The sequence below is a fragment of the Pseudomonas sp. PF05 genome (assembly GCF_056521845.1).
Genome location: NZ_JBWLPW010000001.1, coordinates 666,221 through 691,730, shown reverse-complemented (window position 1 = coordinate 691,730; position 25,510 = coordinate 666,221). Strand labels below are relative to the sequence as shown.

Below are 25,510 nucleotides of genomic sequence, written 5' to 3'. Positions count from 1 at the left end.
ACTTTAATGTGTATTCAAAAAACTCCACCGCCAACTGCAGAACGCCCTCATTACCCTTAAAACGGTAGCGATCCAACTGGAAAATTTTTCTCCAAGCTTATAAAGCACAACTTTTTGAACATTATCAATAAATACTGACGATTGAGGTAATGCTTACGCCGTCCCTAACCGGTCCTGTGTTAAAGGAAATGTTGTTTTCGCTAAACCGAGGGTACTCGCCAGACTCGATCAGCACTCTGGTCAAACAAGCAGAAATACAATCTTCATCCAACGATGATAATTGCAACTTTACTTACAAGTTTTGCCTTTTTATTTAGACTGTAAAAGCCTCTAGATCTAATTCTCCCATCTAGAGTGTTCGAGTGAGCAAAAAAAATGACACTGATTAAATCACGACCTACCGCCTCCTTTTTGTAAATCCCAGTTCTGCACACTCTCGTACTCACCCAGAGCAAGATCAAGTGCATAAGATGGAATAGAAATCATATCAACCTGAACTCCAAATCCTTTTTCAATCATCAATTCAACAATTGACTCTCCGTCAACGAGAATAATGGGGACCGCCCCACGCTTAATAGATGCAGACACAGCGCCTGATGAAAATGATGCTGTGGTGAAAAATAATCCTTGCTCAAAGTCTCCTTGAGCGGCCCCACGAAACCTATCTATTTCTGGACGTTGTATGTTGCCCTTAGTCCAACGCTTACACTGGAATGCAACATTTAAATTCGCCAATCCGACTTTCAACTTCCCGTGACCATCAATACCGCCATCACTGGATACTTTTGTGACGGCGGTATCATGAAACCCGTAGATATCCATTAACCTTTTCGCAAACAATTCAAACCCTGATGGCGACATCGACTTTAGATCATTCAGAATCTTCTTCTTAAATTCAACGATATATTTTTCATGCAAAAGCTGTAGCTCGCGCAGGCTCGCAGCGTGAGAGTCTGTATTGTTTTCGATCTTTGTTTGTTTCGGAAGCTGCTCCCTTGGTAAGCCAGGTAATCGTTCGGCCACTGGAATGTAACGATTCCCGTCAACGAGCACAAAATATTTGGTGGCAGAAGAACTAGGAAATACTATCCCTTCGCAGTGACGTCGAATTTGGCTACGAACAACATGACGGGGATTGTCGGCATGAAATGTATATAGGTCGGCGTGAACTATTGCATAATAAGCCTCATCAGCAGTCATAGGTGAGCCTTTCTTCATCATCACAAGACGAATAGCCTCTGTTATAGTCACTTATAACCCTCCAAAACTTCTCGCCATGTCCCTACACAAGATCCGCAGCCCATAGGGAAATCAACTAATTAGTCATCAAAAGACGCGCCAACCAAAAGCGATCGATAAATGTATGATAAATAACTGTAGCCTAAGTCCTCGCTCCTGAATGCGATATCTTTATTTTCTAGTTTGAAGTGAAACACTGGATAGCTTGACTCAAAAGCAACTTCTTCTAATTCGACCCAAAAACTTTCTGAAACAGCAATAATGTTTCCAACAAAATTAGAAGCAATTACGTCCTTGCTTCGAGCGGGGACAATGGCTTTATTGCGCCCCCCTGAGCCATCTGAAAACTCTACGGAATAAAACTTGGCTTTGGGAGGCTGTATGGCCTTATAAATAAGGCCGGATGTTTTAGAGACCGCATCTAACTCAGAGAAAAAACTATCTTTTATTCCAGACCTACTCAAAATTTTGATGTATTCACTTTCATCTATCACATCCCCGTACTCAGCCACTCCCGCCTTTACCGCTTTATTATACGCATCTCTCAACGCTCGCATTAGTGCAATAAGACCAACTGTTTTGTTTAAAGCGGAAGATTTATTCTCAACCCGCCAGCTTTCCGGCCATACTTTGGATGCTGCGGAGAAATAATTATACACATTGGCCGCTATAACCGAGTCATCTCCGTCTGCAAAATTTTTGCGGAAAGGTAGCCGGACAAAATCTGCATCTTCCATATCCGGAAGCTTCTTATCTTTCATTCCAAAGAATTTCTTCTTCCGCCCTAGCAAAATATCACGATCTAAACTAGGCTTCTTGGAAATTAGCTTTACCAAATTCTCGACAAATGCCGCCTGAGTAATTAGCTCGGTACTAACCCCAGGTGTTTTTAGCCCAAGTCTTTTTATACGCTGATAAAAAGGAGAACCCTTCTGCCCATTAAGCAAAGATGCTATCTGATGCGCTGACTTGGTAGGACTTCTTGCGAGAGCTAATGATTCAAGATCATATACTAAGCTACGATTTACTTTCGTCTGATTTTGGTTAACCATAGTAAAAACTTGAGCTTGCGTATGAAGATCAGCCTCTACAAAAATAGTAACTAACAGTTCGAAATCTTTCCTTTCACCGCTCGGCGAGCTATAACAAAAATCTGTTCCTTCGAACCCAGCTAGACGATGTTGTCCATCTAGAATTTTTGCTACGTTCCCCTTCTGATCATCATGATACTTGATGGATAATACATTCCCCTCTAAAGTCACATATTTTTCGCCAATAGCCACAATGATGGAGTTTGGAAAAGTCGCATCCACAGCAGTAATGTATTCTCCGATTTGTTTAACTCGAAAAGGACTTAATTCTCGCTGAATCCCAAGATAGGTATCCAAGCCTTCACCATCTTGCTCGTCCTCCAAACGTCTCACATCTGAGTACGATATGTCGTAGAGGTCCCGTGCTTTGAATACACTGCAATAAAAATCGCCTATTGGCTGAGAAACACGAATGCAACTCCCTTTGATCACATTCATTTCCCAGACTCCTTATTGATTAGATCGTTAAATCCGGCAAACAACTTCTGTTCTTGATCGCTTTGCACCTTACTAGGATCAATAAATGCTCTATAGCTAGGCCATATACTTGAGTACCACAGGAGGAGAGTTGCGATAACAATTGTATAGCCAAAGAAGGCTACACCATCTTCATGTACACTCATTTTGATCGGAATCAAAGTCTCTAACCGAACTGATACAAAAAGAAAAGCACCTGCTATTAGCGCATATAAAAATAGTAAGAACCGAATATCTTGCAGCATAGCTGGGCCGCTCTCTTTATATCGAATCAATATGTAAGGAGTCAAAAAAGCTGACGTATAAATAAACACCTCGCCGCTGCTGAAGTTTTTGGAAAGTGCGGATCCGAATTCAATCTCTGTCCACGTTGATGAAAGAGAGGAGCCGCACAATATTGGAAACAAAGAAAACAGAAGCGTAAAAAACAATTCTCTCGAAACCTTTGCAAACTGAACTAATATCTCCACAACCCCATCCTCAAATGAACAATCACGGCGTACAGGCTACAAGCTTGCAATCCTGCCAATACACACTTATAAAAATTTAAATTGCCTCGCCAGCACTTGGCTAGGCCTCTGCATGTACAGGCTTTGCACCTTAATAATCCGCATATTATCACTGTGCGCACAACTTTCTTAACCCGCCCGCATAAACAACAGGCACATTCCACGCATACTGCATCAACCTGGAAAACATGTTCTCTTCCGAGCCCTTTTTCGTGCTCCAGCTTCTAAGAAAATCTCGGTGCCCAAAAAATAGAAGATGAAGCTTCGCTCTTGAGCACGCAACATTTAACCGTTTACGGTCAAGGATAAAGTTAAGATTCCCCTGAGTACGTACGCTGGAATAACAAACGATGTCCGCCTCACTTCCCTGAAACGCATCCACTGTATCAACAGCTATCGATAATTGACCAAGCTTCCCTTCCACCCATCCAATCTTGCGCAAGCTCGCACGCACACATTCTTTCTGCGCTCCATACGGCGTAATGACAGCCACCGAAATAGGCTTCGTTGTACGCTCTGCAAGATTAGCCAAAAAATGAGTTATCTCCTTAGCCTCTTCCCGATTTTCCTTGCTTTGCGAACCTTTCGGCTGAGATTGACGCCCTTTCACGTCGACCCAGTAAATCGATTTTTCGAGCACGTATCGCTCCTCGAAATACGCGTCATCTCGGCCATTGTGAAGCACACGTTTACCTTCACGCATGTAGAAGAGTTCTGCCACCAAATCCCCGATCGCCGGCGCCATTCGATACTGCAAACTCAAAGTCTCGCGGCACTGTGGCGGAAGGCGCTCAAACATCAATTCAAAAAAGCTGGTATCCAAGAAATTTTCACGTAGGAACCCAAGTTCTTCTGCGGCTTCATCCTCTCGGAGCAACGGAGCGATGCTTGGTGGAAGCTGGTAGTGATCGCCTACAAGAATCACCTTGTTTGATCGCAAGATTGGAATGAGGATTTCCGGGATGGTGGCCCTGCCAGCCTCATCAATGATTGCTACGTCGAACTGGAGTTGATCTATACCTCCCTTGTTCGTAGCCAAGCCTACACAGGTGGCACCGACCAGGTTGCGGTCGGCCAAGAGCGTAATAAAAAATTCGTCCTGGCTGGCGCGCGACTGTGAGGCTTGCTTGATCGAGGAAAGCCACATGTGGCACAACGCGGCTTCATTATCCGGTAGGCTGACGGCGCCGGCGATTGCGAGATCTTCGAGATCTGTAAGGTATTCACTGAATTGGCTGTCGAACCCTAGCGGTTTGATGACGCTACTCATCTTCTCAGGATTACCTATCCGAATAGTGCGAATCGCGTGGTCGAAGCCATCGGCATGCTCGGCTAGAAACTTCTCCAGGGCGTTGTCCACCGCAGAGTTTTGTTGCGACACCACTAGAATTCGGAGATCAGAGCGCTGACGGTAAAGCTGATACAAAATCTCAACAATAGCCGTTGTCTTACCAGCGCCAGGTGGTCCCTGAATTAACGCGACATTTCGCTCACTCAGCGCTAACTCCACCACTCGTTTCTGACTCTCATCCAGAGGCCCGGACCACGTTATGTCCCTACTCCGCTCTACCGGTTCGGCGAGATAGTGCTCTGGCGCAAGCAGGATGCTCTTGAGCGCCGGGTTAACCAGTTGATCGTTGAAAAAGTCTTCTAACGCTTGCGCCTGACGCTTGAGTGCAGCACTGGGTACAGTGACAACCAAACGCAGCATTGCATTTGGCTCTTCTGGCAACGAGAAAGCGCTCTCGATGCTAATACTGCTCTTAGTGCAAATGTACAAAGGACGCCGGCGGCGATCGCGGGAGACAACAGGCACAAACTCACAACGGTCCGCATCCCATAGCAAGAGTCGGACACAGTGGTCAGGATTAAGGAAGTTTTTATCTGACAGCACCTCGCGAAGCTTCTCGACTAGGCCTTCGAAAGCCTCGTGATCTGACGGCGGGAGACTGTCTCGTTGGAGTACAAGCACATCGTCTTCTTGAACAAGGAGCATGCTTGCTGAAAAATCCAGTACAGAAACTTCTTCCTGGCTGCGTTGATACGCGATGACCTGCTCCCAGCGCTGATAGAAACGACTGTGAGCCAAGCGCTCAGGTGAGTCTTTCATATCCATTGCAGTTTGAGAGCAGAAGCGAAGGAACTCTTCTACACCGCTTCGCCATCCAACCTGCGACATCGCCGCCAGCTTCTGATTAAGAAGCGTGAACCGAAATGGGGTATCGAGACCAATCTGCAGAGTCCCCGCCTGAGCAACCTGATGGACTTCGAGCAAGCTAAAACTGGTCGTCGGCGCGCACTCCACCCTCACTGAGGCTTTGCCCAGAGAAATCACTCCCGTCGCACCAGAGTAGCCGAGCAGTGTCCAAGGCTCGTCCTCTTCGAAAAACTGTTGGTCGGTCACACCCTCTAGATACTTCTCATCTACGGTCAAATAAAGCTGCTGATAGGACTGAACTCCACGAGCGCGATAGTTAAACTCGCTGACCTCTATATTGGTGCGTCCTTGCTCAAATGGATTACGTAGCAAACACAGATCGTACTGCGTCGGATGCACCAAGATCTTTTGGCCAGAGAGCAGTCGTACGCCAGGATGCTTAAGCTGGCTGACAGGAAGCGTGGCGCGCATCAGTCCATCAAACAACGTCCCAATCATCGATTGCTTCTGCTTTCGTTCAACAATGAAGGGTACGGGTTCACCGGTAATGATGTGGTTATAGTAGAGCGCGCCTCGGGCGACACAGCCATAGAAGGATCCATTGTCCCACTTGGTTGCAGACTTGATCAGTATGGGTATCTCATCGTTGAACGGCAGTGCTAACGCCTTTTGAGACACGTCGTCAGTACCGAACGAGATTCGATGCCCGAAGCGTGGGAGTGGCCTGCTAATTTCTTCCATCGCCACCAATACGAGCTTTCCTGGGTAAAGCCATTCCAGAGGAAGAAGCTTGTCTGCCGGGTCAAGCGCTAGCAGCAGCGCGTAATGTTCACCCACAAGCAAGGTGTCGACTTCATTCTCAGCGAATGTCAGATAGCGCTCGTACTCTTTCATGCGTACTACAGCATCTTCGACACGTGCGTACTCTCGACGAAGTGCTGACTTACGGTAGGGGCTGGAGGTCTTATCAGAAATTTCCCGGGCAACCATCTGCTCGAGCTTATTCAGCTCCTCTGGAATTCCAACTATCGCCTCGCGGTTTTCCCGGATAACTCTACGTAAAAGTTGAACGTGCTCAAGAACCATCTCCCGGTATTCTTCCCACGCCCTTTGCTCTTGACGTGCCTGAGCGGCAGCTGCCCGGCGTCGAATCTCGTCCGTACGGGCGTGCTCCTGCGCATGTTTTCGCTCTTCTTCCTCAGTCATGCTGTTAGCTAGCCAACTGAAGACTTTAGCAACCGCAAAAATCGCAACGCCAATACCGACAACGAGTGGAGCTGCCATAAACTTATTCCTGTCCGCCACCTAGCAACATGGCAGCGTTCTCTGCCGTGATTTTTCCAGACTCGAGCTGCTTGAGTACCCGGTCCTCTCTATCAGCCTTAGTCTCGAGCGTGGTCATTGCTACGTCGTACTGCTGATCGGCCTCTCGGCTCTGGTTTGAAAGCTCTTGCATTCTTGCCCAATGATCGCGCTTGTGTTGATCATCTTCGAGCTCGGCTTCTTTCAGCTGCTGCTCCCCAAGTAGAATTTGTCTCTGCCCTTCAATCACGGTCCGTTTGGTGACTTCTTCTTCTTTCTTGTAATCAACAAACGACTTGAATGCATCAATCGATGTGTTGGCCATCTGCATCGCTTGATTCACATTGAATCCACCTCCACCTTTTTTAGGAGCGGATTTGCCCGGAGTGGGCTTGGGGGGCGTAGGTTTGCGAGGTGCTTTCATGCGTTCTCTCCGATTGGGGTGAGCAGTAGTGCCAACGTCGCGTCAATGCACTGATCAAGGCATACCTGTAGGCCGATCAACTGCTGGAAATTACCTAGGTCCTGTCGTTCCTTTTGAAGCAGCACATGCACTCGTTTCAAGGTATCGAGTTGCTGGCGAACTTTCTTGAGGGTCAACAATTTTTGTTGATTGGAATGCTTCAACACCTGAGCAATTTGTTCCTTACGCCCAGAACGTTCGCGCTGCAGCTGTTGGAGTTGTTTTTCCCCAATACGCAGGTCTTGTGCGAGCGTTGCCTCGAGTGTTTTGTTGAATTCCCTCAGCTGTGCTGTGACCTCACGAGCCGCGCAGAAACGCAGGTAGCTGGCTGTCGCTTCGAGGACGGCGATTGCAGCGTCAACCCACACGGCAGTGGGATTCAGCTTCCCCAGTCCTCTTGCGCCTTGCGTGAGCAAAATGGTTCCGTAACGGCGAACCTGGGCGTCATCCACCATTTGCTCAGCCATATTGGCGAACACATCAACGACCTTCATTGATCATCCTCAATTGGATACACGCCATCTAAGTCCAGGCTTTCTTGAATCATTGCCCAGTTGAAGCCTAGATGCTGCCAACGTTCCTCTAGGGCATGGTGACGATTGAAAACCGATGAGACGTTTTCCTCAGCCAGCGCCAACTCTTGGAAGAGATGCTCAATGACTTGATCTTTGGTCGCTCGCTCGACGACTGGCCACACCCAGGAAGCTTTAGGATCATCAGTAAGCTCAAGCTCTCCTACTGACTCATCATCGTGTTCAACAAACGTGGTGAACCTGCAATGGTTAGCGGGGAGCAAACTGCTCAGATGTCCGGGCGCGCCTTCGGGCATATTGAATCGAGTCGAAAGGCAAAGGACTGGGCTAGCAAACGTGAAATCGTTGGGTCTCGCATGACGCAAAGAGTCAGTTTTGAGCTTTACTTCAATAGCACGGACGTCGTGTGATATTTCCGCTGCAACCCATACGGACAGAGCCCAATCTGACCTGACAAATTTCTGGTCTCGAAAACATTCGTTGAAACTCTCGAAAGCCACTGGCAGATACTGCTCTGGAACATCCCAGATTCGGTTTTTCTGCCGTTCACAATCCTCCCCCCAGTCACTACTCGGCCATAAACGTGGCTTACCTTCCCCACGATGCCATGGCCGAATCACAAACTCAGTTTCGTCATTAAGCTCTGACGTCTGCAGCGTGTGTACTCCGCAAAACGAGTGGCGTCTGTAGTCTCCGTCGAGCCAGAGGTATTTTGTTTGCGCATGCAGCAACCGCTTAGCCTTGAGAAGAGGCTTGGCGCGAGCGGTCAGATTGAAATTCTCCACCAACCCAAGCCCTTCAAGTCGGCGAATAATAGGATGCAGTTGCTGGGGATTGAGGGCTGTCCGTTCTAAAACCCACTCGATACCCCTGTCAGGCATCACATCGAGCGCTTCTAAAATCAAATGCGAAAAACCACCCAACTGGTCAAGTAGGCGGTGCTTGAGTGTTAGCTCATAAAGCCGAACTGGGACATGCACACGTAGACTGCCTTCAATGGCGCACGTGTATTGGCTATGGATCGTCAACCGTCGTACCTGACTATGCTCATGAGAACAATGACATTTTGACATCATGGTAACGCCGGTTGGCGTTCTTTGCAGCCCCAACAGCGATCAAATTTGCGCTATCAGCCAGATTAGCTGCAGATCACTACAGTTCTCGAATACGATCGAGTCGAGGGAGGCACCTCGCTGGATCGGGCGAAGTCGAGAAGCCATCTCCGCGTTCAGCCCGCCACGAAGAACCGCGTTGATCAGTAGGTGATCCCGCTTCTGCTATCTTGAAAGACTTCTTTCTCATGATATTTAAGGTAAGGCACAAGCTCCTTCGGGACAAAACGAAGCGGTATAGGCAGTCCTAAAGCCTCCCTGTGTTTTCCATCAAGACGTTTCGAAATGTGCATTTGGCCCAAGCTATCGAATGTAATTAGCCCTTTATCAAACAAAGCGTCTAAATTCGCAGACAATAGAAGGCCGTTGTGGCGGTCAAGGCGTTGTTTAGCAGTAGAGTCGATCCAAGGCTTCACATGTGAAGCACGAAGAATTTCCCTGCATGCCAACCCCGTTACCGAGCAAGCGCCGCCCCAAATCTGCATCAGGTCCTCACGAAACTTACCCTGTCCGCGTCGGGCATTAACTCGAGTAAGCACCTCTGTGATGGGCTCACTTCCCTCGGTGATGTCCTCGGCAGGCAATGGCTCGGAAGGAGCACATTGAATAGCGTCAATCAGGCGATCCCATTTTTCATGTCGCTGGGCTGCAGGTATGGCGTCCAGAATTCGTCCTACCGTCGGAAGATCCAGATCGGTGTAGGTACTGTACATTCCAAGCAATCTCTCCTTTCCCGTGATTATCCTTGGGTCCAGAGTAATTGGCTTTTCAAACCACCAGAAATAATCCTCTGGGCAGATCCAGTTTGGAATCCAGTGCAGGTCCTTCTCCCAAGCCTTCAGGAATTTCTTTTGGTTACCAGCGAACCGCTTTCGGACATTTTCAACATTCCAGGCGTCCTCCCAAAAGTCGCCCAGCGATAACTCGCGAACAATTTCTTCGCGCTGAGCAAGATGGTGGTCATCGAACAGACCGACTGCATTCCCTGCGATGCCCACTAGCTGTTGAATGCTGTCATGCGACGTAGTCAAAAACACGAATGTCTGCCCCGCGTTTTGGTCAATTGGTGCCGCGCCCACCCCCTCTGTATGAAACACTCGAAAACGATTCTTTCCACGCGAAAGGACCATTTTTGAAGAGTTATTCCACTCCTCATGGCCGTATCCGTTTGCTGCAGGGAAGCCACTTGTTCCAAGGACCCCGGAGGGCGCAAGGTACTGGTTTGTGTTCCAAAAGATAGGTTTCTGAATGAACAGCGCCATCTTCTTGCTCGTCCTTGTTCAATTGGTATCAATGGATCGTTTAGGTTTATCTTAAGGCGTTTTGCAGCACATCCTCAGGCGTACCGGGAACACACCTCACGAACTTCAGCATTAAGGACGAAAATGTCTACGTAATCTCACGCATCCCTGACTGCTGTGTCGTCGTCCTTAAGTCCTAGCAGACCGTTTCCGCGAGCGTGTTTCATTTTGGATTGAACTCGTACACGACGCTTCCCTTCCCAACCGCCCGAAACGTTCCAGCACCTTTACTCGAGAAAGGATTGGCAAGGAGTGTAGGAGTCATCCGAGCGGGGTCTCCAACATTGGCGAGATATAGGATTCGGTACTTATGCTCGCTATCGCCACGATAGCGTTGTGCCGCAAAGATTTCGGTAGGACCCAGCTCGAATCTCAATGGATTTCCAGAACTCGCCTTAACCTCGTAGTAGTAAGTACGGCTCTTGGTCGCGACAATGAAGTCATAGCCCAAACTGTCCGAACCGCCGCTCGTGTTTAATACTGCATCGCGATAGCGGGATACCCATATGCTTTCGTCAACTGACTCTAGCTTGTGTCGGCGGCGAAGCCATTCGCGGGCCCATAGCTCTCCCATTAAACCTACCGCGAGCTTCTGCTCATCAGACATGCTCGTCTCGGAAAGCTTGGGCATACTTCCATTCCCACCACCGCCGGAAGTCCCGCTTGTCTTATAAAAGTCTATCGTTTGTAGCGTAGCCTCTTTCGATGAAACATGATTTAACGCGGGTGCTTGGGCTGCCGCCGCAACAACTGCAGCGGCGATGTCGATGTACCCCGCCGTGATCGCGGACATGGATACACCGTCAAACTCTACCTGCATGCGCCGACGTTGCTGTTCCAACCGAATATTCTTTGCCCGCTCCTCATTGCTAACCATGCTCTCCGCGGATAACCCCCAATACGTCAAATCCTTGCTTGCGGCTTTTCCAACAGGCCAGATACCAGCTTGGGACAACCACTGCACGATTTCACCATCATCCAATAAACGGAAGTCCAGCCAGCCACAATCACGCGCATGGGCGGTGCAGGTATCACGCGCCGCTTCTGGGGTACTCCATGTCTGGCGTACCAAGAGGGTTCCAGTGATTCCGCCAGCGCGAACCCAGGCCGACAGTATCGGTGCGTAATGAGTCAAAAAATTACGAAGTTTTGCGCCGTTGGACGCTCGACATTCAGTCAGAGTTAGGTCCATTGACGAATCCGAAGCGCTAGCAGGCATCGCTCCATCAATCCAGCTATCGATTTGGGTATCCATCACTGCTGCGGGTAATTCGTCATACGTTGTGAACCAAGTTGGCTGTGGAGCGATAGCAAGTACCCCTTCCCTAGCGGCAATGTATGCATCCAACCTCAGCTTCTTGTCGAATAAACCAAAGCTACGCTCTCGCAAGCGTTCGATTATGTTTGTCTGCTGTAGGCGCAAATGGCGCATCCAGGCCTCTCGATGCATATGCTCATTGCTGGCGAGCTCGTATTGGTCGCCAAGAACAGCAATGGCCTCATTGAGTTGGGCGATCGGAAGTAAGAACTCCACCTTGAGGTCGGACAAATCGGCCAGATGAATCATCCGAGCCTCAAGGTTCGCAAGCGGTATGCCAACCTCGAATGCCAACGCTTCAAATACCGCACGCAGATCTTCATCCTGAGGTTCGCTCTGTGTCGAAAGCTCTTGGAGGCGTGCCGTGGTTTGCGGTGACGCTTTACAGGCTGAAAGCGGTATCGCGAGATGGAGCATTCCAATCAAATCACCACTTACGAGAAGCCGTGTTTGCCGGATTGCTTCCGGTTCCACCCCCAGAGCAGATGCCAAAATCGTATCATCGGGAGTTTCTTCGCCCCCATTCCGCATTGTGGAAGCAAGGCGCAACAAAGCAGCATCAAGACCATTTGCCAAATCTCGCGCCCCCAGAGCAACAGCCAACTGGGCTGATGCTCCTGCAACATGCTCTAGTGTCAAAGGTTCCTGCTCTGCTTGGATTATCAGTACGGGACCAGCCGCACGATTGAGAACAAGTGAACCACGCAGTGACAAAGGCATGGGTACCCATTTGTTGCCGTGGGCGATTTGAATTTTTTGCCCGCTAACCACCTCCAACGACAATGCCGCACGTCGAATTAGCCCAAGTGTTCTTTGGGTTGACTGCATGAATACACTGCTTTTGTGTTCTGCAACACACACAAGGAACTCGACAAACCATGACCCTATGACATCGCTCAGAAGACGACTTGGCGTACGGTCATCAAATGTGATGCCGTCGACGTAGACCTCAGCTGGCTCGTCAGAGATGAGTCGAAACCTTTGCGGAACACGGTTGTTCACCCAACCCCACACAGCTGCGGTGTCTCCCGGCACGAAGTCGAAAATAGGTTCTCCGACCTCCTCCAACAACTGCTTCTTTACCCCATCACGCTCATCATCGAAGTATGGCTCGATATCTTCTTCGATCGTCCTGGTGAGCACTCGAATTTCATTACCTATACGTACTGGCACAGAAGTGCCAGCCTCAGGTGTACCTTTCTTACGTGCGTGGATCCATAGGCGTCTAAACCACTCCTGAAACCGCCGCACGTCCCGAATATCGGAGATTCCCCCAGAAGCTGATTCGATGAGTGCGAGCAACGCACGCCCAGCATGCAACTCATTATTGAACAATCCAAACTTCGCTTCGCGTTGAAGCCATTCGAGCGATTGGGAGTCAATCGCTACCGCCACTTGGTGGGCCACGAACTCTACGAAGCGCGGGGGGCGCTCCTCTTCGCTGTTGAAATACCATGCATCTGAGGGTTTAACGAACCGTAACTTACCTCCCGGGTGAATCACCGGTAACCACTGAGCACCGGTTAGAAAGGCGATTAGGGGAGTTGATAGCCGGTGTACCTCTCCATTGCCGATCTCCGTCCGTACGGCGCGGAATGTACGGTGTTCGTCACTAAACGATCGCATAGCCAGCGCAACCTGTACTGCAAAGTCTCTCCTGACATCTGGCGGAAAGGACTCGCATTCACCCTGACCGGGAATACGCCAAGGCCGCATTTCTGCCCGGTAGTTGCGTGTAAAATACATTTGGGAACAGTCTTGCGTAATTTGCGCTTTCCAGTGGGAGCGCAACGTTTCGGTGATTCCTGGCAAATCGCGTGTGACGATTAATGGCAAAAGTGCGGGAAAGCCAATAGGATTGGCGGTGATGCTTTCACCGCCAATGGGGCGCAGGCAATCAACCACGCCACTGGCATTGAGAAAGCGAACCCATTCGGATTGGGTTCCATAACGAATTGGCCACGCAACGAATTCCGGCACCAAGCGAGCCAAAGAAACCTTCATATCGTCAGAGTCATCGGCAGTGATCCGTAGCAACGCTTGCAACTTGCTGCCATTCGGAACCTCCCAACCGGCGCCAAACATAGCTGTCTTTGCATCAACCCAGTCGTTGGCGGTCGGTACAAAGAAATCAGCCGAGCGCGTCTCCTTGTCGGAAAGCGACCGACCACTGCTCCATAATCTAAAGGCCCATTCGAGGGCCTGTTCTCGTGTACGGTCAGGAACGGATGAGCGAGTCACTCCGGCAAGGGTGCGAAGTACGTCTCGGGTGTCGTACTCGCGGGCCAGCTTACCGGCAATGAGGAAGGAACGGCTAGGTCGATGGCCGCCATCGTCCTTCAACCAGGGTATATCTCGGCTCAACAAGGCGAATCCCTTACGCAGCGTTGCGGGAAGTTGATCCAAAGGTAAAGCTCGCTTGCTAGCTTCATCGTCGACGTCTGCGTCGACAGACAGTACTGGCGCGAAATAGACATCCGCCGCCCGCCGGCTGCGGCCGGAGTTAGTGTTCGCAGGTAACTCACTGCTGATTAAGTCGCCACTGACGCTCAGCAGAAACTTTTTGCCGGAAAGATACGAAGCATGGTCCGCCATCACGGTAGACACTTCATCATAAAAATCAGCCCACCGCTCCGGGGCGGCGATCTGCTCATGCATTTTTACGGCGATTGCCTCAATCCAGCCCGAGATCACTTTGGCGGGAGGTTTAAAGTCAGACTGTCTAAGTCGTATATACAATCGATCCAATGCTGCTCTCTGCGACAGCGTGAGCGAATCGACTAATACCTTTCCGCCCCCAATCTCGCAAATTGCCTTAGTGGATAAACAGGCATTGCCGGGAGCTATCCATGAATACGTTTCCTTGGGCGATGCCCAAGAAATCGTTTCATCATTTCCACGTACAGGGAGAAACTCCCGATTCAAGATGCCTTGGCCGTCGTCGCCCATGCCGAGCTTCAACGCGGGTTGATACGCCTCGTCCCAACATAGAAGGCTGACGACCGCACTCGGCGCCTGCGCCCACCCACTCTTGACCATAAAGTCGATCAGTTGGCAGCTTAACCAGGCGGCCGTGCGCATAAAGAATTCGTTGAGGCCAATCGATACGTCGACAGTTCTTCGGTCCATCTTCGTGTAGAAGTTGGCATTGATGTAGCCGCAGAACGGTGCTTTGCCTTCCGCACCAAGCGGTAGGAAGCAATACAGCCTTCCCATCTCCAAGGGGGCACCTAGCGGGACCGCGATGCTGATCCTCGCGATACCGTCCCAATCCCTCCAACTTTCCGGTATCTCTTCCCTCTCAAGGCTTGCGTGCAACGCCTGCCTGAACAGCTGGTCATCGATGTCCCAATGAGCCGCGACAAACCTCGCATTGCCGAGGCAGAGCTTGGCCACAGTGATTGGCGAGTCCACCTTCAAGCCCTTGGGTATTACAGGCCAGGTCTCCTCTACCGACCGTTCCAGCACGAAAGGCTCGTTCATTCCAGAATCGATAGAAATACGTCCAACCCGATCCAAAAATAACTGAAGCGGTGTGGACAAGCTCATCAGTACGTCAATTTGCGCCCTTACGGATTGCAGCGCTTCTAGCGATTTCAAAGGTAAGCGGACAACGGTGGCAAAGCCTGCCTCGGCAAATCGTGTGACCTTGTCATCGGGCTCAGTGAGTACTGGTATATGCCAACAAGGTAGGTTGCTGGCCATCTCTTGAGAGGCATCGGCCGAGTGCACGTCCTTGTGTGCACGCAGATCATCAATGGTCGCAAACCGGAAGCACAATCCGTCGAAGGTGGCTCCTCCCCCTTCGCCACGAACCGAATAGATTTCGGGCCAACTGCACACCTGAAGCACACTTCGAAATCCCAGTCCCTTATTTCCGATACCGGCATTGACGGGTTTGCTACTCAGCGCAATGTTGGTGATAGCTTGCAAGTTTTTACCAGTAAAACCAGCACCACGATTAGCAACATACAGACAACCATGGCCCTCGGTAATGTCTAGAACTACGGTAATTTCACCATCTGTACGCGTTGGATCGTGAGCATCATGAGCATTCTGGATAAGTTCTACGAGAAAACGGTTGCCGTAGTCATCGGAGACGAACTGCGACATATTCCGTACGCTCTGATAGAGGCTGGGATCGTTGCGAGCAGCGAGGTAATTCGAGATACGTTGATTCATCAGCTTCGCGATTGATTCCGCAGGGCCGAGTTCTTGGTCTACTAACGGCATTTCAATACTTCCCGACATTCAACGTATACCTCCTTGTTATGGCACCGCTCACAGGTTTGTTGGGCCCAGCGTCTGTACCAGTCGTTCGCCAGTTTAGTAGCCCTAGCAGATTTTTAGGTCTTTATTTCAGCCAGTACAGAATCCTCAATTAACGTGATGTTTGGACCTGTACGCAAAGGGCAGCATATGAGATTCAGCAATCGGAATCTGGCGGCGTCAGTTGGCCTATTCCGAACATCTTGAATTGAGAGTTTGATATGTCGGCCCCCAAACAAGTTGTGGCGACATCACCATCTGGGCCGAGGGAAATGGCATTACCTAGCTGTCGTTCTGGATCTCTACCCACGCCGAATTGTGGGTAGGGCACTATCAAACAGCCGGGTGCGGATCTAGTCATCAAGGCGTTGGACATGGCTTGCGAGCAACGTTCTAGGCCTTAAGGGCTGCTGTTTGACTCAAATCAGGGCTGGCAATACGGCAGGCTGCCGCGCGCTCAGACTGAGAAAACTTAACATTATCTCCGGAATTAGTTGACCACTACACCCCATTTTTTTTGAGGTCCATTAGCCACCTTTGGCGTGATGCCATTCTGCTTTTTCCGGGCAACTCTCCACTCCCTCTCATTTGGGGGCTGACCCGAAAAAACAGGCAGCCCGACCCTTGTGTCGGTTTTTTATTGTGCGCTATCAACGCCCTATACGAGATCAACACAATTTCTAGGTCAGGTTTATACGTGTCGAGTCTGCATTATCCACCTCAACTATCCGCTCGACCGGATAGTGCTTTCCTGTAGCAAATATGAAGCGTGATTAGCTCAAAACGCAATGTTCAAGCGCTCGAAAAAGGCGGAAATTCCATTGAGAGCCAGTCGTTTTGTAGGGGTAAAAACGACAAAAAATAAAAAAAGGGTCGCGAGATAAAATCTCGCAACCCTTTGAATTATATGGTCGGGACGGAGTGATTCGAACACTCGACCCCTAGCACCCCATACGTGGGATAGCTGAATTCCATGTTTATCCGCCAGCCGTACCTGCCGAACGCATAAAAAACCCGGCACGAGGCCGGGTGATTACCTGCCCCTCCGAAACGCAGCCCCCAAATGAGAGGGATGGAGAGCTGGCAAGAGAGTGCGGGAACGGGATACTGCCAAATGGTGCCTTCCTGCGCAATAGATTCCTCTAGCCGACCAGCTCCGAAACATCAGGCGACTTGTGTAGTCCCGCTAGATAGCCCCAAAGAAGCTGCGACATCCGTTATCACCGCACGAAACAGCTCCTCACCTTGGGCCCAGGGCACTGCAAACGATTCGTGCTGTCACGTCGAAATTCTCCAAAGTGAGCACATCGATTGGCGAACGCCCCTTCAGTCGCTCATGAGGCTCACAGACCGTCCGATAAAGCCTCCACCCATCGACATCCGGAAACCGCGCTAACGCAGCAAGTACCAACTTGTGCCGCAGTGGATCAAGCTGCCAATCTGGAATGCGCTGACCACGATTCCCCAGGCTCAGGGACAGCAGACGGCGAGCCTTGATATCACGGTTGATCTGATCTCGGGATTTGCCGGCCAATTTAGCGAAAACCAGTAACGGCAAATTACTAGCGGCCTCATAAATGGCAAGCATCTCGGCACGTTCTCGCTGGATGTCAGACACGTGAGATTGATGCGGCTTTTCAGTCGGGACCGGGTGAGGTACGACAGGCGACTGGTGCAACATAATAAGAGCTGGTTCGTCACTAACCGAAGCCTTGGGCACCGAGACGGTTGCCTTTGGAAAGGCTTCGTTATACTGAATGGGATTCGTGTTCACGTTTTCCAGCGACGGCAGCGAAGCGGCCCCCTCCAATCGGATGGTGAGCGGAGAGCTTGCCGCTTTCAGCTGGCCCTGCCCCCATAGATCCAGACGATTCGCCCAGTCCTGCATCATTGTCCGGCGCTGCTCGACATACTCCGCGTGATTGTAGGCCGCACTCACCTTGTCCGGATCAGCATGAGAAAGCTGAGCATCCACCCAAACCTTCGGATACCCGATCTCATTCAGCGCCGTCGAGATCGTCGCCCTCATGCCATGACCGGTGAGTTGATCGGCATACCCCATCCGACGTAACGCGCCATTCAGCGTATTCTCACTGATACGCTTGCTCAGGTCGCTTCGATGCGCAAACAAGTAGCGTTGCGCAGGGACCACCTGGTCCAGCAAGTGACGCACGATCTCCAGCGCCTGAACCGACAGCGGGACAATGTAGGGCGGTACATTTTGAATTTGCTTACCCGGCTTTCGCATCGCCAACTGGAGCTGTTTCACCACCTCCGCCGGTATGACCCACAAGCGCTTCTCCAGATCGAACTGGTCTGGTGTCGCCAGCCGCAATTCGCCCGTGCGGACACCGGTCAGCAACAACAACCGAAGGCCAAGCCGAGTTTGGTTGGCGCCACCGTAATTTCGAAGAGCAGCCATCAATGCCGGGAGCTCATCCATTCGGAGAAACGGATTGTGCGCTACAGGAGGTTTGGGAAGTGCGACCACATCAAGGTCTGAAGCCGGATTGTGTTCCAGCCCCTCGATCTTCACCAGCGCATAGCGGAACAATTGGTTGAACCAGGTCCGGCATTTTTCGGCGGTCGTTAAGGCTTTGCGCTGCTCGATCCTGCTCAGTAAATCCAGCAGATCGTGACGATTGATGTCGTAGATAGACCTCCCACCCAGTACGGGTAAGACGTCTTTGTTGAAGATTCGCAAGATCTGCGAGAGCGTGCTCTGGCGCCCTTCCTTCAGGCTTAGCCTGCGGAACTCCACCCACTGATTGAACACAGCATCGAAGGTGTGTTCCTTCGCAGCATGAACAGCAAGTCGCTGTTGTTTACGATGCTCGTAGGGGTTGATGCCTTGGGCAACTAAGGCGCGCGCCTCGTCACGTCGAGTGCGTGCTTCTTTGAGGGGGATTTGAGGGTAACAACCCAAGGACATGCGCTTCTGCTTGCCCGCCCAGTAATAACGGAAGAGCCAGACTTTTCCGCCTCTGGCCGTCACATTGAGCGTGAGACCATCACTGTCGCCGAGGGTGTAGTCATTACCGGTGATTCGGGCATGCCGAACTGTCATTTCTGAGAGTGCCATCGCGAGCTCCTGAACAGAGTCAGGGCCAGATGCTCATCTCGCTACACAATCTGCTCCAGCATTAAACCGATTCGGTGCTCGTCAGAATCCTGGACTCAATTCTGGACTTAAACGCACCGGATAGTGCTGGATTTCAGTGGTTCCCGCTGGAACGAAAAAAGGGCCTAAAGGCCCTGATTTCAATCACTTACAGAATTCAGTGGAACTCTGTAGCGCAATATTTGGAGCGGGAAACGAGACTCGAACTCGCGACCCCGACCTTGGCAAGGTCGTGCTCTACCAACTGAGCTATTCCCGCGTCTTGGTGTGGCGCATTCTATAGATTCAGATTACGCCGTCAACCCTTTGATTCAAAAAAGTTTTATTTCGGGTCTACATCTGTCCGCAGATGCGGCCAGGCGGCGCGCAGGTATTGGACCATCGACCACAGCGTCAGGCCGGCGGAAACCAACAGCAGTGCGTAACCCAACAGCACCCAGAAGCTGAAATCCGAAGGGTTCGCCAGCAGGATCACCAGCGCCAGCATCTGCGCGGCGGTTTTCCATTTGCCGAGGTTCGACACGGCGACTTGGGCGCGGGCGCCCAGCTCGGCCATCCATTCACGGAGCGCCGAGACGACGATTTCGCGGCCGATGATCACCGCCGCCGGCAAGGTCAGCCAGAGGTTGCCGTGTTCCTGTACCAGCAGCACCAAGGCCACCGCGACCATCAGCTTGTCGGCCACCGGATCGAGGAAGGCACCGAACGGCGTGCTCTGCTCCAGGCGTCGGGCCAGGTAACCGTCCAGCCAGTCCGTCGCGGCGGCGAAGGCGAAGACCGAGGCGGAGGCCATGTAGCTCCAGTGGTACGGCAAATAGAACAACAAAATAAAGATCGGGATGAGCAGGACGCGTAGGACGGTAATCAGATTTGGGATATTCATCGGCACAACTGGCTGCGAGGTTGACGGGCATTCTACTCGCTGTGCAGGTTTGCATAAATCGACTCAGCGAGCTTTTTACTGATACCGGGTGCTTTGGCTATCTCCTCGATGCTGGCACGAGACAGTTCCTGCAATCCACCAAAATGTTTCAACAAGTCGCGACGGCGCGTCGGGCCGACGCCTGCCACACCTTCCAGTGTAGACGTCCGGCGCGTCTTGCCACGGCGGGCACGGTGCCCGGTGATGGCAAAGCGGTGGGCTTCGTCGCGAATCTGCTGGATCAGGTGCAACGCCGGCGAATCGCCCTTGAGGGTGAACTCATGGGCGGCGTCATTCAGGTACAAGGTCTCGAAACCGGCCTTGCGCGTCGCGCCCTTGGCCACCCCCAACAGTATCAGGTCGGGCACCATCAGCTCATTGAGCACATCGCGAGCCATGGACAATTGGCCCTTGCCGCCGTCCACCAGGAGGATGTCCGGCAACTTGCCCTCCCCATCCTTCAGCTTGCCGAAGCGCCGCATCAGCGCCTGATGCATGGCCGCATAGTCATCGCCCGGGGTGACGCCTTCAATGTTGTAACGGCGATAATCGGACTTGATCGGGCCTTCCGGACCGAACACCACGCAGGACGCCACGGTCGCCTCGCCACTGGAGTGGCTGATGTCATAGCACTCCAGCCGCTGCGGTGGCTCGTCCAGGTTGAGGACATCGGCCAGGGCATCGAACCGCGCCGCCACGTGTTGACGGTTGGCCAGGCGCGCACCCAGGGCCTGTTCGGCGTTGGTCACGGCCAGTTGCTGCCAACGGGCACGGGTGCCGCGAACGCGGTGACTGATGGTCAGTTCACGACCGCGAAGCTTATCGATGGCTTCGATCAGGGCCGGGAAATCCTCGTGGACCACGTTGACGATCAACTCGGCAGGCAAGTCGCGTTCCGGGCTGCTGATGTAGTACTGGCCCAGAAACGCCGCCATGACCTCAGCCACGTCCTCCTCGATACCCACTTGGGGAAAGAAGTTCTTGCTGCCCAGCACGCGACCGCCCCGCACGCTGATCAAATGCACGCACGCGCCGCCCGGGTTGATGAACGCGGCGATCACATCGACATCACCGCTGCCACCTTCCATGCTTTGCTGGTCCTGAACGCGGCGCAGCAGGCCGATCTGGTCGCGCAGCTCTGCGGCTCGTTCGAACTCGAGGTTGACCGCCGCGTCTTCCATGGCTGCCGACAGTTCATCGGTCAGCGCATTGCTGCGCCCCTCCAGGAACATCACCGAGTGACGCACGTCTTCGGCGTAGACCTGCGGCTCGACAAACCCTACGCAAGGCGCCTTGCAGCGCTTGATCTGGTATTGCAGGCAGGGCCGGGTGCGATTCTTGTAGTAGCTGTCTTCACACTGGCGAACGAAGAAGGTCTTCTGCAGCAGGCTGAGGCTTTCACGAATCGCCCCGGCGCTAGGGTAAGGACCGAAATACCGACCCTTGGCCTTTTTGGCGCCCCGATGAATGCTCAGGCGCGGAAAGGCCCCGTCGGACAGAAACACGTAGGGGTAGGATTTGTCGTCGCGCAGCAGGATGTTGTACGGCGGGCGCCATTCCTTGATCAGCGTCTGCTCAAGCAGCAGCGCCTCGGTTTCATTGGCGGTGATCGTCGTTTCGATTTGCGCGATGCGCCCCACCAGGGCGGAAGTCTTCGGGGCGAGGCCGGTCTTGCGAAAGTAACTGGCCAGGCGTTTCTTGAGGTTCTTGGCCTTGCCGACATAAAGCAGGCGTGCGTCGCCGTCGAACATGCGGTACACGCCGGGGCGACCGCTGCAGGTGGAGAGGAACGCACTTGGATCAAACAATTCAGTCATTTTCAGGCGCTGGCATCGACCATGCCGTGGCGCACCGCCAACAGTGTCAATTCGACGTCACTGCTGATCGAAAGCTTCTCGAAGATACGATAGCGGTAGGTGTTGACGGTTTTTGGCGACAGGCACAGCTTGTCGGAGATGATCTGCACCTTCTGGCAACCGACAATCATCAGGGCAATCTGGATTTCCCGCTCCGACAGCGCATCGAAGGGCGAGTCGTTGGTCGGTTGGAATGACTTGATCGCCAATTGCTGGGCGATTTGCGGGCTGATGTAGCGTTGCCCGGCAAAAACCAGACGAATGGCCTGGACCATCTCGTTCAAGCCAGCGCCCTTGGTGAGATAGCCCGCCGCGCCCGCCTGCAACAACCGGGTGGGGAACGGATCCTCTTCGCAGACGGTCACCGCGACCACCTTGATGTCCGGGTGACTGCGCAGCAGTTTGCGCGTGGCCTCAAGGCCGCCGATGCCAGGCATCTTGACGTCCATCAACACCACGTCGGGTTTCAATTCACGCGCCTTGATCAGGGATTCTTCCCCGGATTCAGCCTGGCCAACTACCTGCAGGCCATCGATGTCAGCCAGCATTCGTGTAATGCCCGTACGGACGAGATCATGGTCATCGACCACTAACACCCTAATCAAGCAGACACCTCACGATTTGGTCTTATTTGGGTTGCACAACACCTTAGCAAAAAGCATCCGGCAGACCTAGCGCAAAGGGACAGATAAAAGTTACAACACATCTTTATTGGCACAACACCCGAGGCGTCAAGCACCGGCGTCTCGCTGCATCCTCAGGAAACACTCATCCTCGCCCACGACACGCAGGCCCATCCGTTCGTACAATGCCCTGGCCGGATTATCCTTGAACACCGTCAGGCGCAAAGCCGGGCGACGCTCCAGCCCCACCAGGTCCCAAACCTGTCCGATCGCCCAGGTACCGGCGCCCTGCCCCCGGAACGCCTCGTCGATCTGCAGTTCCCGGATATACAACGCCCTGGCATCACGACTGAGACTGACGAAGCCCAGCGCCTGGCCTTCACGACTGATTATCCAGTTCTGGCGAATGATCCAGGCCAGATCGAATGCTTCGTCCTGCCAGAGCAAATCATGCTTGAGGTAATAGGCAAGCATATTGTCGCAGGTCAGCTGTCGGGCGAAGTCGATGTCCCCGGCCGTTGCGGCACGCCACTCGAAGCTCATGAACACCTCATCCAAGCACTTGCACCGGTACGACCTTCCCTGCCCAGCCGTTGGCGTCGCGGCGGGCGACCACCAACAGCTCGCCCGTGCCCGGCGCTGCCGCAAGCAACGAACCGTTCGGGCCCCAGATGGCGCTGCGGCCAGCCGATTCCCAACCGCCGGTGACGCCGCCATGATTGGCGACCAGCACGGTCATGGCGTGCTGCCGGGCATAGCCTTGCAGCAACGTCGTATCGGGCACGTAGCCGCCCTCGGTGATCAACACCCCCGCCGCATATAGCGTAGCGCCCTGCCCGGCTGCCGCGGCAGCATGGCTGGCGTGGGAAAAATCGGCACACACCGCCAGGGCGACGCGATCCTGCCCCATCGTCAGCATCGAGCCACCATGGCCCGGGGCGAAGGCGACTTCTTCCCCTGGGTGCAGGTGCTGCTTGCTGTACACCCCGAGGGAGCCATCGGCACCGAGGACCAACGCGCCGATCAACACCGGGGCATCCGCCGACAGGCGAATCGGCATGCCCACCACCGCTGTCAGGCCGAGCTCGCGGGCCAAGTCGCGCAGCGGTTGCAATAAGGCATCCTCCGGCAGGACGGCCAGGTCCGCCGCCAGGCCACGTTCATAGCCGGTGAGCGACAGTTCAGGAAACACCAGCAACTGCACACCCTGTTCAGCGGCCGCCTGCATGAAATGCTGATGACGCACGAGGTTGGCACGGACGTCCCCCGCGATGGAGATCGACTGGGCGGCGGCGAAGGCTGGAGCGGTCATGGGTCATCCCTGGGAGGCGCTGCAAACCTCAAGTGTGTCATAAAGCCCAGCGGACTCAAGCCAGGGCGAACAATTGCATGCCCTCGATAGCATTTTCCGATTGAACCGGCGCACCGTCCTCAAGTAAGCTCAGGGCCATTCATCGGAGACAGACCATGTTCAACGCCCTCTCACCGCGTCAAACCGCCAGCGCCCAGCGCTCGGTTGCGGCTGCCCGGGCGAACAGTGTTCAAACTCCGGTCAGCTTTTATTTTGGGTATTGGTTTAGCCACTGGCGCGCCTGATACCCAACCGGCGCCCACTTTAAACGGGTCGCCTTCCAGAGTTTTCCAAACCCCCGGTCGGCCTCCCGACCGGGGGTTTTGTTTTTTCAGGCCCCACACATTTGCAGCACCAGACAACTTGAGGATTGAGCCATGAACTACGCCACTTATTACCGTTACGACAGTTTTTCCGCCTGGCGATTTACCAGCCACCGCTCGGGACAGCCTGCCGCCTCCGATCGGTCACCTACCGGTGGCAAGCCTCAATTGCGGGCCAATCCGGCCAATTGTCGAACACCCCACTAGGACCGGCGCGCGGGAATGAACCCGCTGCCCGTCCAGGAAGCCAGATCATGAATTCGTCCGTCTCCGCTTTGCCGTTGTCCACGCTCAACCCTGCCAACGAAGCCCTGACCCTGCGTCTGCCGAGCTCGTTGCAACTCAAGCACCAATTGCCGCTCAGTACCGAGCTGAGTCACCAAGTGAGTGCCCATCGCCAGGCCATCCGCGCGATCCTCGACGGCGAGGACTCCCGCCTGCTGGTCATCGTCGGCCCCTGCTCGATCCACGACCTGAAATCCGCCCTCGAATACGCCGCCAACCTGGCTCGCGTGGCCCATGAAGTGCGCGACAGCATGCTGCTGGTCATGCGCGCCTACGTGGAAAAGCCCCGCACGACCGTAGGCTGGAAAGGACTGGCCTACGATCCTGGCCTGGATGGCAGCGATGACATGGCCGCCGGCCTGACCTTGTCCCGGGAACTGATGCGCGAAATGTTGCAACTGGGCTTGCCCGTCGCCACCGAACTGCTGCAACCCATGGCTGCCAGTTACTTCGATGACCTGCTCAGTTGGGTCGCCATCGGTGCGCGCACCACCGAGTCGCAGATCCACCGGGAAATGGCCAGCGGCCTGGGCATGCCGGTGGGGTTCAAGAACGGCACCGACGGCGGGGTCGGCATTGCCTGCGATGCCATGCGCTCTGCCGCCCACCCCCACCGGCATTTCGGTGTGGACAGCCAGGGGCATCCGGCGATCGTCCAGACGCCGGGCAACCCCGATACCCACCTGGTGTTGCGTGGCGGCCATCGCGGGCCGAACTACGACCAGCAGAACGTCACGCAGATACACCACGACCTGACCCGCCTGAAGATACCGGCCCGGATCATGGTGGACTGCAGCCACGCCAACAGCGGCAAGGACCCGTTGCGTCAGCCGCAGGTGTTCAATGACGTGCTGGAGCAGCGCCTGCAAGGCAACCGCTCCCTGATTGGCATGATGCTGGAGAGTCACCTGTTCGAAGGCTGCCAGCCGCTGGGCCCATCGATGCGCTACGGCGTATCGGTCACCGACGGTTGCCTGGGCTGGGAATCCACTGAGCAGTTGTTGCGCCAGGCCCATCACAAGCTGCAATTGCCAGCCTGAGTCCCGAATACGCCCTCTTCTGGGGTAAATACTGTGACTTGTCTGGATCATTGTGGTGAGCACTTGCTCCCGTTGGACTGCGCCGTAGGAGCTGTCGAGTGAAACGAGGCTGCGATCTTTCCATTACCAATTGAGTCTGGAGCGAAAGATCAAAAGATCGCAGCCTCGTTTCGCTCGACAGCTCCTACAGAGCCCGGCGGGAGCACGCTCCCGCTTC

16 protein-coding genes, 1 tRNA gene and 1 pseudogene are annotated in these 25,510 nt (G+C 53.3%); 2 read left to right on the top strand and 16 right to left on the bottom strand.

The window, feature by feature from the left end; all coding sequences use genetic code 11:
* Window positions 1-390 precede the first annotated feature (390 nt).
* The 9 genes from AC09SL_RS03025 to AC09SL_RS02985 all read right to left on the bottom strand — a co-directional run bounded on the left by AC09SL_RS03025 (window position 391) and on the right by AC09SL_RS02985 (window position 15,754).
* A complete protein-coding gene (locus AC09SL_RS03025; protein WP_081264379.1) occupies window positions 391-1,251 on the bottom strand; it encodes a restriction endonuclease in 861 nt (286 codons plus the stop codon).
* A 68-nt stretch (window positions 1,252-1,319) separates the two neighbouring features.
* Window positions 1,320-2,768 carry a DGQHR domain-containing protein gene (locus tag AC09SL_RS03020; RefSeq protein WP_058545059.1) on the bottom strand — a complete coding sequence of 483 codons (1,449 nt, stop codon included), beginning with the start codon at window positions 2,766-2,768 and terminating at the stop codon, window positions 1,320-1,322.
* Window positions 2,765-3,277 (bottom strand): hypothetical protein, encoded by a 513-nt coding sequence (locus AC09SL_RS03015; RefSeq protein WP_155742051.1) that lies wholly within the window; start codon window positions 3,275-3,277, stop codon window positions 2,765-2,767. The genes AC09SL_RS03020 and AC09SL_RS03015 overlap by 4 nt, the downstream gene beginning before the upstream one ends.
* Window positions 3,278-3,425: 148 nt before the next feature.
* Entirely contained in the window at window positions 3,426-6,758 is a 3,333-nt protein-coding gene (locus AC09SL_RS03010) for a DEAD/DEAH box helicase (RefSeq protein WP_058545057.1), read from the bottom strand.
* A 4-nt stretch (window positions 6,759-6,762) separates the two neighbouring features.
* On the bottom strand, window positions 6,763-7,200 hold the full coding sequence (locus tag AC09SL_RS03005; RefSeq protein ID WP_155742050.1) for a hypothetical protein: 438 nt from the start codon (window positions 7,198-7,200) through the stop codon (window positions 6,763-6,765).
* Window positions 7,197-7,733 (bottom strand): hypothetical protein, encoded by a 537-nt coding sequence (locus AC09SL_RS03000; RefSeq protein ID WP_058545055.1) that lies wholly within the window; start codon window positions 7,731-7,733, stop codon window positions 7,197-7,199. Before AC09SL_RS03000 ends, AC09SL_RS03005 begins: the two co-directional genes overlap by 4 nt.
* Window positions 7,730-8,800: a hypothetical protein gene (locus AC09SL_RS02995; protein ID WP_155742049.1), complete on the bottom strand. Its 1,071-nt coding sequence runs from the start codon at window positions 8,798-8,800 to the stop codon at window positions 7,730-7,732. Before AC09SL_RS02995 ends, AC09SL_RS03000 begins: the two co-directional genes overlap by 4 nt.
* 227 nt (window positions 8,801-9,027) lie before the next feature.
* Window positions 9,028-10,146, bottom strand: a complete 1,119-nt coding sequence (locus tag AC09SL_RS02990; protein ID WP_058545053.1) for an HNH endonuclease — start codon at window positions 10,144-10,146, stop codon at window positions 9,028-9,030.
* Between the two features lie 202 nt (window positions 10,147-10,348).
* Complete coding sequence (locus AC09SL_RS02985; protein ID WP_058545052.1) at window positions 10,349-15,754, bottom strand: ATP-binding protein; 5,406 nt, start codon at window positions 15,752-15,754, stop codon at window positions 10,349-10,351.
* Window positions 15,755-16,004: 250 nt separating this feature from the next.
* Between AC09SL_RS02985 and AC09SL_RS02980 the strand changes: the two are divergent.
* Window positions 16,005-16,173 (top strand): annotated as a pseudogene (locus tag AC09SL_RS02980) (DDE-type integrase/transposase/recombinase); the annotation flags it as partial.
* An 839-nt stretch (window positions 16,174-17,012) separates the two neighbouring features.
* Here the strand turns inward: AC09SL_RS02980 and AC09SL_RS02975 are convergent.
* The 7 genes from AC09SL_RS02975 to AC09SL_RS02945 all read right to left on the bottom strand — a co-directional run bounded on the left by AC09SL_RS02975 (window position 17,013) and on the right by AC09SL_RS02945 (window position 23,606).
* A complete protein-coding gene (locus tag AC09SL_RS02975; RefSeq protein WP_058545051.1) occupies window positions 17,013-18,854 on the bottom strand; it encodes a tyrosine-type recombinase/integrase in 1,842 nt (613 codons plus the stop codon).
* A 222-nt stretch (window positions 18,855-19,076) separates the two neighbouring features.
* A tRNA-Gly gene (locus AC09SL_RS02970) sits at window positions 19,077-19,152 on the bottom strand.
* A 63-nt stretch (window positions 19,153-19,215) separates the two neighbouring features.
* Window positions 19,216-19,776, bottom strand: coding sequence for a CDP-diacylglycerol--glycerol-3-phosphate 3-phosphatidyltransferase (gene pgsA / locus AC09SL_RS02965; protein ID WP_058545050.1), 561 nt, complete (start codon window positions 19,774-19,776; stop codon window positions 19,216-19,218).
* A 32-nt stretch (window positions 19,777-19,808) separates the two neighbouring features.
* Window positions 19,809-21,632: an excinuclease ABC subunit UvrC gene (uvrC, locus tag AC09SL_RS02960; protein ID WP_058545049.1), complete on the bottom strand. Its 1,824-nt coding sequence runs from the start codon at window positions 21,630-21,632 to the stop codon at window positions 19,809-19,811.
* Between the two features lie 2 nt (window positions 21,633-21,634).
* A complete protein-coding gene (gene gacA / locus AC09SL_RS02955) occupies window positions 21,635-22,276 on the bottom strand; it encodes a response regulator transcription factor GacA (RefSeq protein ID WP_003200277.1) in 642 nt (213 codons plus the stop codon).
* Between the two features lie 126 nt (window positions 22,277-22,402).
* Window positions 22,403-22,837 (bottom strand): GNAT family N-acetyltransferase, encoded by a 435-nt coding sequence (locus AC09SL_RS02950; protein WP_064106785.1) that lies wholly within the window; start codon window positions 22,835-22,837, stop codon window positions 22,403-22,405.
* A 7-nt stretch (window positions 22,838-22,844) separates the two neighbouring features.
* A complete protein-coding gene (locus AC09SL_RS02945) occupies window positions 22,845-23,606 on the bottom strand; it encodes a carbon-nitrogen hydrolase family protein (RefSeq protein ID WP_058545047.1) in 762 nt (253 codons plus the stop codon).
* A 616-nt stretch (window positions 23,607-24,222) separates the two neighbouring features.
* On the opposite strand from AC09SL_RS02945, the gene AC09SL_RS02940 reads away from it, so the two are divergent.
* Complete coding sequence (locus AC09SL_RS02940) at window positions 24,223-25,293, top strand: 3-deoxy-7-phosphoheptulonate synthase (protein ID WP_058545046.1); 1,071 nt, start codon at window positions 24,223-24,225, stop codon at window positions 25,291-25,293.
* Window positions 25,294-25,510: the final 217 nt, after the last annotated feature.

What these genes read in the sequence shown, in the direction of transcription:
- AC09SL_RS03020 (WP_058545059.1), bottom strand. Translation starts at nt 2,768, where the DNA reads ATGAATGTGATCAAAGGGAGTTGCATTCGTGTTTCTCAGCCAATAGGC.
- AC09SL_RS03010 (WP_058545057.1), bottom strand. Translation starts at nt 6,758, where the DNA reads ATGGCAGCTCCACTCGTTGTCGGTATTGGCGTTGCGATTTTTGCGGTT.
- AC09SL_RS03005 (WP_155742050.1), bottom strand. Translation starts at nt 7,200, where the DNA reads ATGAAAGCACCTCGCAAACCTACGCCCCCCAAGCCCACTCCGGGCAAA.
- AC09SL_RS03000 (WP_058545055.1), bottom strand. Translation starts at nt 7,733, where the DNA reads ATGAAGGTCGTTGATGTGTTCGCCAATATGGCTGAGCAAATGGTGGAT.
- AC09SL_RS02990 (WP_058545053.1), bottom strand. Translation starts at nt 10,146, where the DNA reads ATGGCGCTGTTCATTCAGAAACCTATCTTTTGGAACACAAACCAGTAC.
- AC09SL_RS02985 (WP_058545052.1), bottom strand. Translation starts at nt 15,754, where the DNA reads ATGTCGGGAAGTATTGAAATGCCGTTAGTAGACCAAGAACTCGGCCCT.
- AC09SL_RS02975 (WP_058545051.1), bottom strand. Translation starts at nt 18,854, where the DNA reads ATGGCACTCTCAGAAATGACAGTTCGGCATGCCCGAATCACCGGTAAT.
- pgsA (WP_058545050.1), bottom strand. Translation starts at nt 19,776, where the DNA reads ATGAATATCCCAAATCTGATTACCGTCCTACGCGTCCTGCTCATCCCG.
- uvrC (WP_058545049.1), bottom strand. Translation starts at nt 21,632, where the DNA reads ATGACTGAATTGTTTGATCCAAGTGCGTTCCTCTCCACCTGCAGCGGT.
- AC09SL_RS02950 (WP_064106785.1), bottom strand. Translation starts at nt 22,837, where the DNA reads ATGAGCTTCGAGTGGCGTGCCGCAACGGCCGGGGACATCGACTTCGCC.
- AC09SL_RS02945 (WP_058545047.1), bottom strand. Translation starts at nt 23,606, where the DNA reads ATGACCGCTCCAGCCTTCGCCGCCGCCCAGTCGATCTCCATCGCGGGG.
- AC09SL_RS02940 (WP_058545046.1), top strand. Translation starts at nt 24,223, where the DNA reads ATGAATTCGTCCGTCTCCGCTTTGCCGTTGTCCACGCTCAACCCTGCC.